General features: G+C 62.1%; 8 protein-coding genes. 3 read left to right on the forward strand and 5 right to left on the reverse strand.

The features are described 5' to 3' along the window. Positions 1 to 142 precede the first annotated feature (142 nt). From P4G45_RS07845 to P4G45_RS07855, 3 genes are read right to left on the reverse strand one after another with little or no spacing between them, the layout of a single operon-like run. On the reverse strand, positions 143 to 2,335 hold the full coding sequence (locus P4G45_RS07845; RefSeq protein WP_348269117.1) for a xanthine dehydrogenase family protein molybdopterin-binding subunit: 2,193 nt from the start codon (positions 2,333 to 2,335) through the stop codon (positions 143 to 145). Further along, the gene (locus tag P4G45_RS07850) at positions 2,332 to 3,324 is read right to left on the reverse strand and encodes a xanthine dehydrogenase family protein subunit M (protein WP_348269118.1); all 993 of its coding nucleotides are present in this window, start codon (positions 3,322 to 3,324) and stop codon (positions 2,332 to 2,334) included. The genes P4G45_RS07845 and P4G45_RS07850 overlap by 4 nt, the downstream gene beginning before the upstream one ends. Beyond that, positions 3,321 to 4,025 carry a 2Fe-2S iron-sulfur cluster-binding protein gene (locus tag P4G45_RS07855; RefSeq protein ID WP_348269119.1) on the reverse strand — a complete coding sequence of 235 codons (705 nt, stop codon included), beginning with the start codon at positions 4,023 to 4,025 and terminating at the stop codon, positions 3,321 to 3,323. The genes P4G45_RS07850 and P4G45_RS07855 overlap by 4 nt, the downstream gene beginning before the upstream one ends. Positions 4,026 to 4,355: 330 nt before the next feature. Between P4G45_RS07855 and P4G45_RS07860 the strand changes: the two genes are divergently transcribed. Next, the gene (locus P4G45_RS07860) at positions 4,356 to 4,583 is read left to right on the forward strand and encodes a hypothetical protein (RefSeq protein ID WP_020713518.1); all 228 of its coding nucleotides are present in this window, start codon (positions 4,356 to 4,358) and stop codon (positions 4,581 to 4,583) included. 106 nt (positions 4,584 to 4,689) lie between these two features. Continuing rightward, entirely contained in the window at positions 4,690 to 5,832 is a 1,143-nt protein-coding gene (ribB, locus tag P4G45_RS07865; protein ID WP_348269120.1) for a 3,4-dihydroxy-2-butanone-4-phosphate synthase, read from the forward strand. 2 nt (positions 5,833 to 5,834) lie between these two features. On the opposite strand, the gene P4G45_RS07870 is transcribed toward ribB, so the two are convergent. After that, positions 5,835 to 11,678, reverse strand: coding sequence for a choice-of-anchor D domain-containing protein (locus tag P4G45_RS07870; RefSeq protein WP_348269121.1), 5,844 nt, complete (start codon positions 11,676 to 11,678; stop codon positions 5,835 to 5,837). Positions 11,679 to 11,802: 124 nt separating this feature from the next. After that, on the reverse strand, positions 11,803 to 12,456 hold the full coding sequence (locus P4G45_RS07875) for an HAD family phosphatase (protein WP_348269122.1): 654 nt from the start codon (positions 12,454 to 12,456) through the stop codon (positions 11,803 to 11,805). 73 nt (positions 12,457 to 12,529) lie between these two features. Between P4G45_RS07875 and P4G45_RS07880 the strand changes: the two genes are divergently transcribed. Next, positions 12,530 to 13,696, forward strand: coding sequence for a pyridoxal phosphate-dependent aminotransferase (locus P4G45_RS07880; protein ID WP_348269123.1), 1,167 nt, complete (start codon positions 12,530 to 12,532; stop codon positions 13,694 to 13,696). Positions 13,697 to 13,743 lie beyond the last annotated feature (47 nt).

A 13,743-nucleotide genomic window follows, 5' to 3' on the forward strand; every position in this document is an offset into this window, starting at 1 on the left:
CGCAACAGTGGGAATGGAAGGCAAACGCAGATTCCCTTCGGGAATGACAACCAAGAGGCACGGCCCGACTCTACGCGAACTGCTCATTTGCTCTAGCGACGATGAAGCCGTCGCGAAGATGGGGCATCCGGTTTGGTTGGGTTCATGCGGTCATGAGTTTGTCGAGAGTGATGGGTAGGTCGCGGACGCGTTTGCCGGTGGCGTTGTAGATGGCATTGGCAATAGCGGCGGCGGTGCCGGTGATGCCGATTTCGCCGATGCCGCGTGCGCCGAGAGGGTTGAACCTGTAGTCGGGAATGTTGAGGCAGGTGACGTCGATTTCGCCTACGTCGGCGTTGACGGGGACGTGGTATTCGGCGAAGTTTTCGTTGACCGTGCGGCCATATTTCTTGTCGATGAGCGCCTGTTCGTGGAGGGCCATGCTGATGCCCCAGACGATGCCGCCGGTGAGTTGGTTGATACCGGTCTTGTCATTGAGCAGGGTGCCGATGTCGTAGGTGGCGACGACGCGGCGTACGTGGACCATGTGGGTGTCGGCGTCGACGGCGACCTCGGCGAAGACCGCTCCCCAGGAGTGGGAGGTGAAGCTGTCGCGGTCTTTGGCGAGTTCGCTGGTGGCGGTGGCTTCGACGGGAGTGCCGCCGTTGCGGGCGATGAGAGCGGTGATGGTCTCGGATTTATCGGGTGCGGATTTGAGGAAGAGCTTGCCGTCTTTGGCTTCGAGGTCTTCGGCGGTGGCTCCGTGGAGGGGAGACTGTGTGTCGGCTACCGCGAGTTGCGCGAGTTTGAGCTTGGCCTGGGATGCGGCTTCGTAGACGGCAGGGCAGACGGAGGCGGCGGTGGTCGATCCGCCGGAGCCGCCGGAGCGGGGGAGGTTGGTGTCGCCTAGTTTGACATCGACCAGCGAGGGGTCGATGGAGAAGGCGAGGGCTGCGGCCTGGGCGAGGATGGTGTAGGTGCCGGTGCCGAGGTCCTGGGTTCCGATGCCGACGAAGAGGCGGCCGTTGGGAAGGATGCGGACTACGGCGGAGGAGGGAGAGCGACCGGCTCCGTAGTTGGCGGTGGCCATGCCGTGGCCGATGAGCTTGTTGCCTTCGCGGAGTTGACCGGGCTGCGTATTGCGTTTGGACCAGCCGAAGCGCTCGGCGGCCTGGGCGTAGGCTTCGCGGAGATGCTTGCTCGACCAGGGCTTGCCGTTACGAGGATCCTTTTCGGCGTAGTTGGCGAGGCGGAGCTGGATGGGATCGATGTTGAGTTTTTCGGCCAGCTCATCGAAGGCGATTTCGAGGGCGACGCTGTTGGTGGCTTCGCCGGGGGCGCGCATCCAGGTGCCCATGCCGAGGTTGAGGGGGACGACGAGGTGGCTGACCGAGAGCGATTCGCTGTCGTAGAGCAGCGTGGTTGGGTTGGCGGCGCTCTCAACCCAATCGGAGATGAACGAGGTGTAGCAGGTGGAGTCGTGCTGCTGGAGCAGGAGCTTGCCGTCGGACGAGGCGGCGAGCTTGATGTGCTGGCGGGTATTGGGGCGCGAGCCTACGGGGCCGAACATCTGGTCGCGATCGAGGACGAGCTTTACGGGACGCTGAGCGACTTTGGCCGCCATGGCCGCGAGAATGGTGTGCGACCAGACGTAGCCCTTGCAGCCGAATCCGCCGCCGGTGTAAGGGCATTCGACGTGGACGTTGGTTTGCGGGATGGAGAAGGCGCGGGCCAGTCCCTGCTGAACGCTGGTGATGCCTTGCGTTGCATCGTAAACGTTGAGCTTATCGCCGTCCCATGCAGCGATGGTGGCGTGAGGCTCCATCGGGTTGTGGTTCTGGACGGGCGTTGAGTAGGTCTGCTCGATGGTAACGGTGGCTTTGGCGAGGGAGGCGTCTGGATCTCCACGGCGGGAGGTGCCGCCGCGTTTGGGCGGGCGTGCCTCTTTGAGGAGACCTTCGAAGTCAAGCTTTGCGGGCTGCTCCTTGTAGGTGATGTGGAGCAGCGCGGCGGCGGAGCGAGCCTCGGGCAGGGAGCGGGCGACGACGACGGCGATGGGCTGGCCACTGTAATAGACGGTCGTGTCCTGGAGGACGTTGACGTTGCCTAGCTCTGCGAGTTTCGGTGCGTTGAACGGGGTGAGGATGCTGTGGACACCGGAGGCGCGGGTGGCGGCTGCGTCGTCGATGGCGGCTACGGTTCCGGCGGGGATGGTCGCCTGCACGATGTAGGCATAGGCGACGTTCTTGACGGGGAACTCGGCTGCGTATTTCGCACGGCCGGTGACCTTGGCCAAGGCGTCGTAGCGGTGGTCGAGCTGGCGCTCGGGCTGCTGCTCTAGCGGAGTGTCGATCATGCTTGTGCTCCTTGCGCGGCGAGGGTGAGGGCGCGCACGATGCTCTGTTTGGCGAGTTCGATCTTGAAGGCGTTGTGCTCGTAGGGGTGGGCTCCGGCTACGGCGAGGTCGGCGGCTTTCTTGAAGGCTTCGGGACTGGCTGTTGCACCGGCCAGAGATTTCTCGGCTTCGAGGGACCGCCAGGGTTTGTGGGCTACTCCGCCCAGTGCGAGGCCGGCTGATTTGATGGTGTTGCCGTTCATTTCGAGGCCGGCGGCTACGGCGACCAGCGCGAAGGCGTAGCTCTGGCGGTCGCGGACTTTGAGGTACCAGGAGTTTTTTGCAAATCTGGGCGCGGGAAGTTCGACGGCGGTGATGAGCTCGTCGGGCTTGAGATTGGTTTCGATCTGCGGAGTCTTGCCGGGGAGGCGGTGGAATTCGGCGAAGAGGATGGTGCGTTTGCCCTTGGGGCCTTGGACGTGGACGGTGGCGTTGAGAGCGGCCATGGCTACGTTCATGTCGGAGGGGTTGGTGGCAATGCAGTCTTCGCTTGCGCCGAGAATGGCGTGTATGCGGTTGAAGCCTTGGATGGCTGCACAGCCAGAGCCGGGGTTGCGCTTGTTGCAGGCTGGGAAGGCTGTGTCCATGAAGTAGTAGCAGCGCGTTCGCTGGAGGAGGTTGCCGCCGGTGGTGGCCATGTTGCGCAGTTGCGGAGAGGCTCCGCTGAGGAGGCCCTGGGAAAGCAATGGGTAGTTGTGGCGAATCATCTCGTGGTTGGCGAGGTCGCTGTTGCGGACGAGGGCGCCGATGAGGGCACCGCCGGTGGATGTGGTGGTGACCTGGGTGAGATCGAGGTGGTTGATGTCGATCAGCGTGGCTGGATGCTCTACGCCGTCCTTCATCAGGTCGATGAGGTTGGTGCCGCCGCCGAGGAACTTTGCATCGCGGGCGGAGGCGGCATGGATGGCTTCTTCGGGGGCGGTGGCGCGTTGGTAAGTAAAGGGGTTCATGCGCTGGCTCTCTGCGCCGCGCGGACGGCGGCCACGATGTTGGGGTAGGCGGCGCAGCGGCAGATGTTGCCGGACATGCGCTCGCGGATCTCATTGTCGGTGAGCTGAGGGTTGCTGAGGTTTCCGGTCTCGAAGGAGACGGTGCTTAGAGTGCCGTGCTTCTGCTCAGTGAGCAGAGCGGTGGCGGAACAGATCTGGCCGGGGGTGCAGTAGCCGCACTGGAAGGCGTCATGCTCAAGGAAGGCGGCTTGCACGGGGCTGAGATTGTCGCCGTCGGCGAGGCCCTCGATGGTGGTGATCTCGGCTCCGTTGGCTACGGCGGCGAGAGTGAGGCAACTGTTGACCCGGCGACCGTCGATGAGGACGGTGCAGGCTCCGCATTGGCCATGATCGCAACCCTTTTTGCTGCCGGTGAGATCGAGGTGGTCGCGGAGGGCGTCGAGCAGGGTGGTGCGAGTGTCGAGGGTGAGGGCCTCGGATTTGCCGTTGACCTTGAGGGTGACGGAGATCGTCTGGGGGACGCTGGCGGCGGCGGTTTGGGCGGCCTCGGCTTCGGCCATGCGGGGGAGGCCGGTGGCGACTCCGGCGCTTAGGATGCCTGCGGCTTTGACGAAGGTGCGGCGGGAGATTTCGCTGTCGGAAGAGTCTGACTCGTTTTCGAGGAGTTCTTCATCGAGAGGGGAGCAGGGGGGTGTGCTCATTGAGATTGCCTCACATGCCGGTTGATCTTGCAAAAGTGGTCGGATCACAGGTGGACTTGATGGCATAGACGGACGGTGTGTCGAAAAAGATGCCCGCCTGCCTGGAGGAACGGATGACCGGATCATTAGCGTCGCCGAAAGAGAGCGATTGGCTTCGCTTAGAAAGATATCGCAGAGTGGGTGACTTTGTTCGAAATCGTGAAGAATGGCAGGGAAATGCTTGATTTATGAGGATAAATGCCATAGAATGAATACAGCGTCAATTTCCCTTAAATCGCCGCACGAAGTGCGATGGGATTAATTAGACATTAGAAGAGGTACTGAACAGATATGGCAAAGCGTCGCGGAAACCCGAACTGGGGCAAGCCTGAGCCGATAGGGCCAGTTGTGCCAACGGTTACATCGTTCGAGCAGGTTGTGAAAGAGTTCAAATTGACACCCGACCAGTACATCCGGTCGACCCGGCTGCGTGAGTGGGCCCGGCGCAACAAGAATTCCAAATATATCCCCGAGGCGCTGCTGGAGGCCTGGGGCTTTGAGATTGAGTCGACTCTGTAAGCAGTAGTCTGGAGCGATAAGCGCCGCCTGAAAATGGCGGCGTTTCTTTTTTGCGTCGAACGTATGATGAGTTGAGTCGAAAGTAGTGCAGGGTTGGAGGTAGTCGATGTTTGCCGATGTTGCCGAGGCGGTCGCGGAGATACGGGCTGGACGAATGGTGGTGGTCGTCGACGACGAGGACCGCGAGAACGAGGGCGACCTTACCCTGGCGGCGGAGTTTGTTACGCCTGAGGCCATCAACTTTATGGCACGGTTTGGGCGCGGTTTGATTTGCCTGACGTTGACAGAAGAGCGGGCGGATTATCTGCGGCTGGGGCCCATGACGCAGGAGAATACTTCGCGATTTGGCACGGCATTTACCGAGAGCATCGAGGCTCGGGAAGGCGTGACTACGGGAATCTCCGCGGCGGACAGGGCGCATACGATTCGCGTGGCGATCGATCCGGGTTCTACGGCTCAGGATCTGGCGCGGCCGGGGCATGTTTTCCCGCTGCGAGCGCGGAAGGGCGGCGTGCTGGTGCGGGCGGGGCAGACCGAGGCTTCGGTCGATCTGGCGCGGATGGCCGGACTGATTTCGGCGGGCGTGATCTGCGAGATCATGAATGAAGACGGGACCATGGCGCGTGTCCCGGATCTGATAAAGTTCTGCGAACTGCATGGGCTCAAGATGGTGACGGTAGCGGACCTCATTCGGTACCGGTTGCAGAATGAGCGGTATATTCATCGCGTTGCGGAGTCGCTGATGCCGACGGCGCATGGCGAGTTTCGCATGATCGCTTATGAGAGCGAGGTGGAGGGCGGCGAGTCGCATGTGGCGCTGGTGTACGGCGATGTGGCTGGCGATGAGCCGGTGACGGTGCGGGTGCATACGCACTGCCTGGCGGGGGATGTGTTTTCGACGACGCTTTGCGATTGCAGGGCGGTGGTCGAGAACTCTTTGCGCATCATTGCCGAGACAGGCCGGGGTGCTTTGGTGTACCTGCACAATGGAACCAAAGGTTTTGGCATCGATCGTGGGACGGTGCCTGCGCGGGTGGCTCTGCATCGCGAACAGCGGTCTCGCGAACGGGGTGATGACCGGACGCAGAGGACGCTGCGGCAGGTGGGGCTAGGGGGGCAGATTCTGTCCGATCTGGGGATTCATAAGATCCGGCTGCTGACCAATACACCTACGCATGTGCCAGCTCTGCAGGGATTTGGGATTGAGATTGTAGAGCAGGTTCCGGTGCCGGTTGGCGTGAAGGTTTAGGCCTACTGAACGGTCAAGTTAAGGGTGACGGTTTGGCTGAGTTTGGGGCCGCTGGTTGAGGTGGCGGTGATCTGGTATTGGTAGGTGCCGGGGGGCGTTCGGAGGAGAGATGCATCGGGTGGATTGATGCTGCCTCCGCTGCCGCAGCCGCTGAGGGTGAGCAGCGTGGCTGCCGCGAGGACCATGGCGCAGAGTTTGGTGCGGGCACTGGTGGGGCGAGTTCTCCAGAAGAAGATAAGAGCGGTGGGAAGGAGGCAGAGGAGTGTGCCTTCATGGAAGGGGTGCGTGGTTTGCGCGGTGGTGGCGTTGGCGGTGGTGATGGTATTGAGGGTGGCGGTGGTGTTCTGGACGGCTCCTTTCATGGCGATGCTGGAGGGCTGCAGCCCGCAGGTTGCGTATTGGCCCGGGGTGATGGCGGTGCAATTGAGGATGATGGTGCCGCTGAAGCCGTTTTGCGGAGTGAGAGTGAGCGGATAGGTGGCGGGGTCGCCGCTCTTGACCGTGGCGCTGGAGGTGGGGTTGCCGTTGGCGGTGAGGGTGAAGCTGCCGTTGGGAACTCCCGTGCCGGTGAGAGGGAGCTTCATGGGGGAGTTGACGTCGGAGCTGGTGACGGTGAGGGTTCCTGCGCGGACGCCTGAAGTGGCTGGCGTGAAAGCGAGGGTGATGGAGCAGCTGGCGCCCGCGTTAAGGGTGGTGATGGCGCAGGGGTTGGTGACGACGTAGTCGCCGGTGAGAGCCAGGGCGAGGTTGGTGATGGGGATGTTGCCAGAGTTGCTGAGGGTGAGCGTGAGGTCTGCCGAGGTGCCGAGAAAGATGCTTCCGAAGTCGAGCGACGCGAGGTTGGCCTGAAGGTGCGACTGCGCTCCCACGCCTGTGAGCTGGACGGTGAGGGGAAGGGTCGAGAGGGAGCTGGCTACCTTGATGGTTCCGATGCGCGGTCCGGATTGGGTGGGGGTGAAGGCGGCGTCGATGGTACAAATTGCGGCTGCAGCGAGTGCGCCTCCGGGCGCGGGGCAGGTTCCGCTTAGCGTGTAGTCTCCGGTGACGCTGATGCCGTTGAAGATTGCCGGGGCGGAACTGGTATTGGTGACTGTGAGGGGAAGGGTCGTCGTGCTGCCGACGAGGAGGGTGCCGAAGTCGAGCGAAGTGGGAGAGAAGTTGAGGCTGGATGGGTTTGCAGTGCCGACGAGGCTGATGAAATCGAGCGCGGTGCTGGCGTCGGAGGTGATTTCGAGCGCGCTGATGCGAGTGCCGGGAAGTTGGGGCGTGAAGTTTACGGTGAGCGTGCAGCTTGATCCGGAGACGAGAGTGTTGCAGGTGCTGGAGGAGGTAAAGTCGGGGGTGGTCTGAAGGCCAGTGATGTGGAGGGTGCGGGTTCCGGTGTTGGTGAGGGTAACGGTGTGGGGAGCGGAGATATTGCCGACGGCGGTGGCGGCGAAGGCGAGGGAGCTTTCTGAGGCGATATAGGCGACGAGCGGGGCGCTGTTGTCGGGGACGCTGACGAGAATCGGGGCGGCGGTTCCAGTGAGATCGACGAGGTCGGGGCTGGTGAGGGCATCGCTTTCGATGACGAGCGATCCGGTGTCGGTGTTGGAGAGAGGAGAGACTGTTCCGGTGGCTGCCTGATTGAGCGGCGAGTAAGTGACGGTGACGGTGCAGGTCTGGCTGGGAGCGAGGGCCGCGCCGCAGGTCGTTGCGCTGAGGAAGGGCCACTCGGTGGTGATGCGACGGATGGTGATGGGGGCGGTGCCGGAATTGGTGAGCGTGAGTGTCTCGCTGAGTAATTGCCCGGATGCGACCTGGCCGAAGTTAAGCAGGGTGCCGTCGCCGCCGGTGGGGGTCAGATTGCCCGTGATGCTGAGGTTGCCGGAGCCGAGGCCGTAGCCTTCGACGTAGCCCAGGCTGGTGATGGTCGCGCTGCCATCGGTAGGGGTGGCCTGGGCAAAGACGGTTCCGGTGACGTCGCCGCTGACGAGGGGAAGAAAAGTGGCGGAGAAGTTGCAGCTTGCGTTAGGTGCGAGTGCGGCGCAGGGTGGAGTGGAGAGGACGAACTGGCGGGGCAGGGCGAGCGCGAGGGTGAGGAACTTGGCGGTGAGATTGTTGATGGTGAACTGGCGGGTGATGCCGGTGGTTCCGGTGGCCTGCGGACCGAAGTTGGCCTCGGCGGCGATGATCTGGAGCCCGGAGTTGTCGGTAGTGTAGGCGCCGGTGAGAGGGACGGTGTAGGTGGCGGCTCCGGTGAGTGAACTGGTGACCGGGATGGTGAGGGTGTCGGTTGCGTTGGCAGTGCCGGGAGTGAAGGTGATGGTGACGGTGCAGGTGGCTGCGGGGGAGAGGGTGGTGCAGGTGGTGGTGGCGGTGAAATTGGCTGTGGCGACGGTGGGCGTGGCGATCTGGAGGATGGCGGTTCCTGTGTTTTTGAGGGTGATGGTTTGCTGCGTGGCCGTGATGCCGGGGACGGGGTTGAAGGTGAGGGTGTTGGGCGTGAGGGAGAGGCCGGGGTCGGGTGCGCCGAAGCCGGTGAGAGGAGCGGTGACGGTGTTGGCGCTGGTTGGAATAGTGAGGGTTCCGGTCTCGGAGCCTGCGGCTGTAGGCGTGTAGGCGACTTCGATGAAGCAGGACGCGGTAGGCGCGAGGATGGCGCTGCAGGGTGCGCCTCCGGTGGGGGCGTTGCTGATGCCGAAGTCTCCGGTGATGGCGGGTGGGGCGATGGTGACGGTTGCGTTGGTGAGGTTGGTGAGGGTGAAGAGGGTGGGGGCGCTGGCACTGTGGATGGGGATGGGGCCGAAGTCGTTGGTGATGGGAGTGAGGACGAGTCCGGTGAGGGGAAGGCCGTTGCCGGTGAGGGTGAGAGGGTAGGCGTTGCCGCTGGTGCTGGAGGAGAGGGCAACGGCGGCGGTCTGCGGGCCGGTGGTGGGTGGAGTGAATTGCAGGCCGAGCCAGCAGTTGGTGCAGGGGCCGGTGGCCGTAGTGGTGAAGGCGGAGGCAGGGGGCTGGCCATGGCCGTAGCCGATGTCTTCGACGAGGAGGGCTTTGAAGGCGGGGCTTGAGGTGGCGGCGGTGAGGGTGGGGAAGGATTGCGTGATCTTGTACCACTGGACGGCGGGCTCACCGGTGATGACGTTGCCGAAGTCGACGTTGCCGTTATTGGTGCCGAGGATGGGAGTGGCTGTGCCGCTGAGGGCAACATAGGCAGGCGTGGTTCCGCTGCCTGCGGTGACGGAGAGCAGGCCCTGCCGGGTTCCGGGTTGCGAGGGGGCGAAGGTGATGACTACCTTGCAGGTGGTGTGGCCCGGGAGGGAGGCGGTGCAATCAGTGGCCTGGGTAAAGTCTCCGGTGAGGGCGAGTGCGAGTGGAATGGGCAGGGTTCCGGTATTGCCGATGGTGACGGTCTGCGTGGTGCTGGACGTGGCTGTGACGGGAATGGCGTTGGGAAAGTTGAGAGTCGTCGGAGAGACGGTGAGGTTGGGGTTGACGGTGGCTCCGCTGGCTCCGGGGGGCGGGAGGGTTTTGCCGTTTACGAGGACGATGAGGCCTTCGTCGAGCGAGAGGGTGATGGAGTCATCGGAGGGAGATTTTGGGGAGAGGTAGCTGAGTTGTATCTGGCAGACGGTGTGGGGGAGGAGTTGGCTGGGGCAGCGGTCGGAGAGAGTGAATGGGGAAGGGCCAGGAATGGTGACGGCGGTGTGCGGAATGGTGGCGGCGGAGTTGTTGGAGAGGTAGAGATAGCGCGGGAGGCGGATGCCTCCGGTGTATTGGGTGCCAAAGTCGATCTCGGTGGCGGAGAGATTGAGAGATTCGGCTTGAGAGTAGCCGGTGAGGAGGAGGCTGCGGGAGCCGATGGTCCAGTTGGACTGGATGGGGCCGTCGTTGGCGGAATCATTGGAGGCGATAAAGGCGATGGTAATGTGACAGTTTGCGCCTGAGGGGAGCAGCTTCGCTGTGCCGTTGGTCGTGCAGTCGCTGGATTGCTCGGTGAATTGGGAGCCGCCTGTGGTGGAGGTCGCGACGGTTTGGCTTTGCTGGCTTAGGTTGGTGAGGGTAACGATGCGCGTGGCGGCGGGGCTTGAGGCGGTCTGGATACCGAAGTCCAGCTCTTTGGGAGAGAAGACGATTGGGTTTGGAGAGGTCGTTGATGCGGGGAGATTTGCAGTTTGGGTGGTGGCGTTGGCGGCTTGCGCGGTGAGCGAGCCGGGGCCGGAGCCGTTGAGGGATATGCTGCACTCGGCTCCGGGGTTGAGGGTGGGGGCGCAGTTGGTGGCGAGGGTGAATCCGCTGGCGGTGAGTTGCAGGTCGGTGGCGGCGATGCCGCCGAGGTTGCGTAGAGTGATGTTTGGAGAGTCGTCGGTGGAGAGGGCAAGACTGGGGGCTGCTGTGGCGGGATTGACTTTGGTGAGGTAGGCGGCTGATCCGGCACAGAGGCTTCCGGTGCAGGTGCCGGGAGCAAGGACGGCGTCGCGCATGTTGGAAGGGAGAGCGGCGGTGGGTGCGTTGTAGAGCGAGAGGTCGTAGGTCTGGGTGGGGAGGAGGCTCGAACTGGCGGTGGGAGTTACGGCTCCGGCGAAGATCGGTTGGCCGGTGGTGTCCGTAGTGAGTGAGGTGAGGGTGACCGGGGCGCTGGCGTATGAGGGGTTTGTAGTGGGAAGGCCGCCGAAGCGTAGCGTCTGATCGATAGTGTTTTGCGGTGTGACGCGCAGGGCGAAACTGTTGCCCGTGGTCGAGAGGGCTGGGATGGGAAGGAGTGGAGTGGTGAGGTTTCCTGTGGCCCATGTGTCGCCGCTCGACGTGTCCGCGATGAAGGATTGCGTGCCCGGGGCGAGGAGGACGGAGGATAGGACGGTGCTGCCATCGAGCGGGATGCGCAGCAGGCTTTGGTAGGTGGTGTTGACCAGCGGCGTGGTAACGGTGGCGATGGGGAATTGGCCGAGGGCGATGGTGCCGGAGAGGAGGAGATTTTGGGCGGCGGGGTCGAGCGCGAGGGAGGAGATGCCGTTGCCGGGAATGAAGGTGGAAAAGGAGATCCCGCTTCCGGTGGGGGTAAGTTTGGTGAGGAAGCCGGAGTTGGTGCCGAGCATCTCGGGGACGAGGGCGTTGAGGGTGGGGTAGCCAGGGGAGGTGGTGTATCCGGCGATGTAGGCGTTGTCGGAGGTGTTCGCTGCGATCGCCGCGGGAGCGGTATTGCCGTTGGCTCCGCTGAGATAGGTGGCGTAGAGCAGCGTGGTTCCGGTGGCGTTGAATTTTTCGACGAAGCCGCTTTGCGTGCTCCCTGTGGCTGGGTTTTGGATGAAGGCGGAAGGAGTGACGGGGAGATTTGCGTTGAAGATGCTGCCGGTGATGAAGACGGCGTCGGGGGTAGCAGTGATTGATGTGGCGGCGGTGCGTCCGCTGCCGGTGAAGGTGACGAAGAGAGGATTCAGGTTGGCGTCAAACTTGGCGATGAACGAGTTGGTGGAGGCATCGGCCGGGCTGGGGAAGGCTGCGCCAGAGGTTGCGGTGAGAGAGCCCGAGGTAGAGGTTCCGGTGACGTAGACGTTGCCCGAGGGATCGAGGGACATCGCTACTCCGATGTCGCCCTTGGCGCCTAGTTGTGCCTGGGCGAGAACAGTGGTGGCATTGGCGTCGGTTTTGAGAAGGCGGACGCCATCTTTCTGATCGACTAAAAGGTAGACGCCGCCGTTGGGCGCGGAGAGGACGGCATTGAATTGGCCCTGACTGGCTGTGGCGCGGAGGCCGGTGAAGACGAGTTGCTGAGTTTGCTGGGCGGTGAGGGGTATTGGGAGTGTTGCGGGAATGAGAGTGCAAAGGACGCAGAGGATGAGGCGAAGGGAGGATCGTGTTTTCATCATGGTCATTGGCTGCGGTGGTGCGCTGATTGCAGCCTGCCCTTAATATCCATGGTGTTGCGGGGGAGGAGTTGATTTCTTTAAGAATTCGTTACGAAGGTCATGACTTTGTGCCGATTTGGGAATGCTATGAGATCGCAGCTTCCATTGGAAGGTTGAGCAGGGAATCGAGGCCTCGGCGGCGTAGCTCTTGTTCAAATGCGGGCTGATCGAGATTGTATTGGATGGCCTGCATGCCGATCGATTGGGCGGCTTCGATGTTTTCGGGCTTGTCGTCGATGAAGAGAATTTCGGAGGGCTGGGTAGCAAGGCCCTGGGCAGCACAGTAATAGATGGCGGCTTCGGGCTTGGCGAGCCTTAGGGAGTAGGACCAGATGCAGAGGTCGAAGTCGGCGATCCAGCCGAACTTTGCGGTGAGGCCTTCTGCCATGGCGTCGCCGATGTTGGAGAGGATGCCGGTGCGAATGTCGGCGCGTTGCAGGCGCTGTGCCCACTCCACCATGGGGAGGTTGAGGCGGGACCAGAGGTTGACGTCGGCGGCGATGAGGGCGGCGACCTGCTCGGTCGTGAAGGTCGCGTGGGAGTCTGCGGCGACTTTGTACCAGTAGGCCTCGCCGGTGTAGGTGCCCCGGTCGTACTCATGGCGATGCGCCCAGTATTCGCGGTGAAGATCGGCTTCGGAGAGGCCGCTGATGGTGAGCATCTGCTGCCAGACGGCGGGGTCGGGGCGTAGGGAGAGGACCTGGCCGAAGTCGAAGAGGACTGCATTCACTGGGTTCATAGGTTGAATGGTTATTGTAGGGGAAACGGATGCTTAGGCGGATTTAAGACGAAGCGCAATTTAGCATGGGTGGGTGAACTTTCGATTTTCTCGGCGTACGGGATGGGATGTTGGGGAGAGCGGCTTCGCGGCGGCGATTCGTGAGGCGCGGGCTGCCGGACGCAGGATCTATGATCTAACTGTTTCAAATCCAACCATTTGCGGGTTTGAATATGATGCGGAAGGTTGGCTGGCTCCGCTAAGTAATCAAGAGGCTTTGGTTTATGACCCCGACCCGAAGGGATTGCTGTTGGCTCGGACGGCGGTGGCGGAATATTACCGAGAGCATGGAGCGGTGGTCGATCCCAATGCGTTTGTGCTGACTACAAGCACCAGCGAGGGGTATGGGTATCTGTTTCGACTGATTTGCGATGCCGGCGATGAGGTGCTGGTAGCGCAGCCGAGCTATCCACTCTTCGATTTTCTGGCTGATCTTGAGGATGTGAAGCTGAGGCCCTATCCGCTGTTTTATGACTTTGGGTGGTGGATTGATTTCGCGGAACTGGAGCGCGGGATTGGGCCTCGTACCAAGGCGATTGTGGTGGTGCATCCGAACAATCCGACAGGACATGGGACCAAGGCTGTCGAACGGGAGAGATTGCAGGAGATCTGTGCGCGGCATGGGTTGGCTTTGATTGTGGACGAGGTGTTTCTGGATTATTCGCTGCATCGGGCAGATTCGGAGGAGTTGGTCAGTTTTGCGGTGGGGCCGCATCCGGTTTTGACGTTTGTTTTGAGTGGGATGAGTAAGATCGCGGGGCTTCCGCAGATGAAGGTGGCCTGGATTGGCGGATTCGGGCCAGAGGCGGTTCAGCGGGAGGCGATGGGAAGGCTGGAGGTGATTGCCGATACGTTTCTGTCGATGAACGCGCCGGTGCAGATGGCACTCCCTTTCTGGCTGGAGGAGCGGAAGGGAATTCAGGAACAGATTCTGGAGAGGGTTCGGGTGAATCTGGCCCGCGCTGAGGCAAGTGGAGTGGAGGTGCTTCGGTTGGAGGCCGGGTGGTGCGCGATTCTGCGACTGCCGAGGGGCGGAGAGGTGGCAGAGGAGTTATTGCAGGAATGGGGGGTGATCGTGCATCCGGGGTCGTTCTATGGAATCGCGGAAGACGGTCGGGTGGTGATTAGTTTGATTGGGCCGGTGGACGAGTTTGCTGGAGGGATGGAGCGAATTGGGGGTTGTATGGGGAGAATCAAGTGAGTAAATAGCTCATGCGCTAGCAATAAAGTAATAGATTAGCATTCTTC

Origin of the sequence: Edaphobacter paludis (genome assembly GCF_039993895.1) — a bacterium.
GTDB classification, from domain to species: Bacteria; Acidobacteriota; Terriglobia; order Terriglobales; family Acidobacteriaceae; genus Edaphobacter; species Edaphobacter paludis.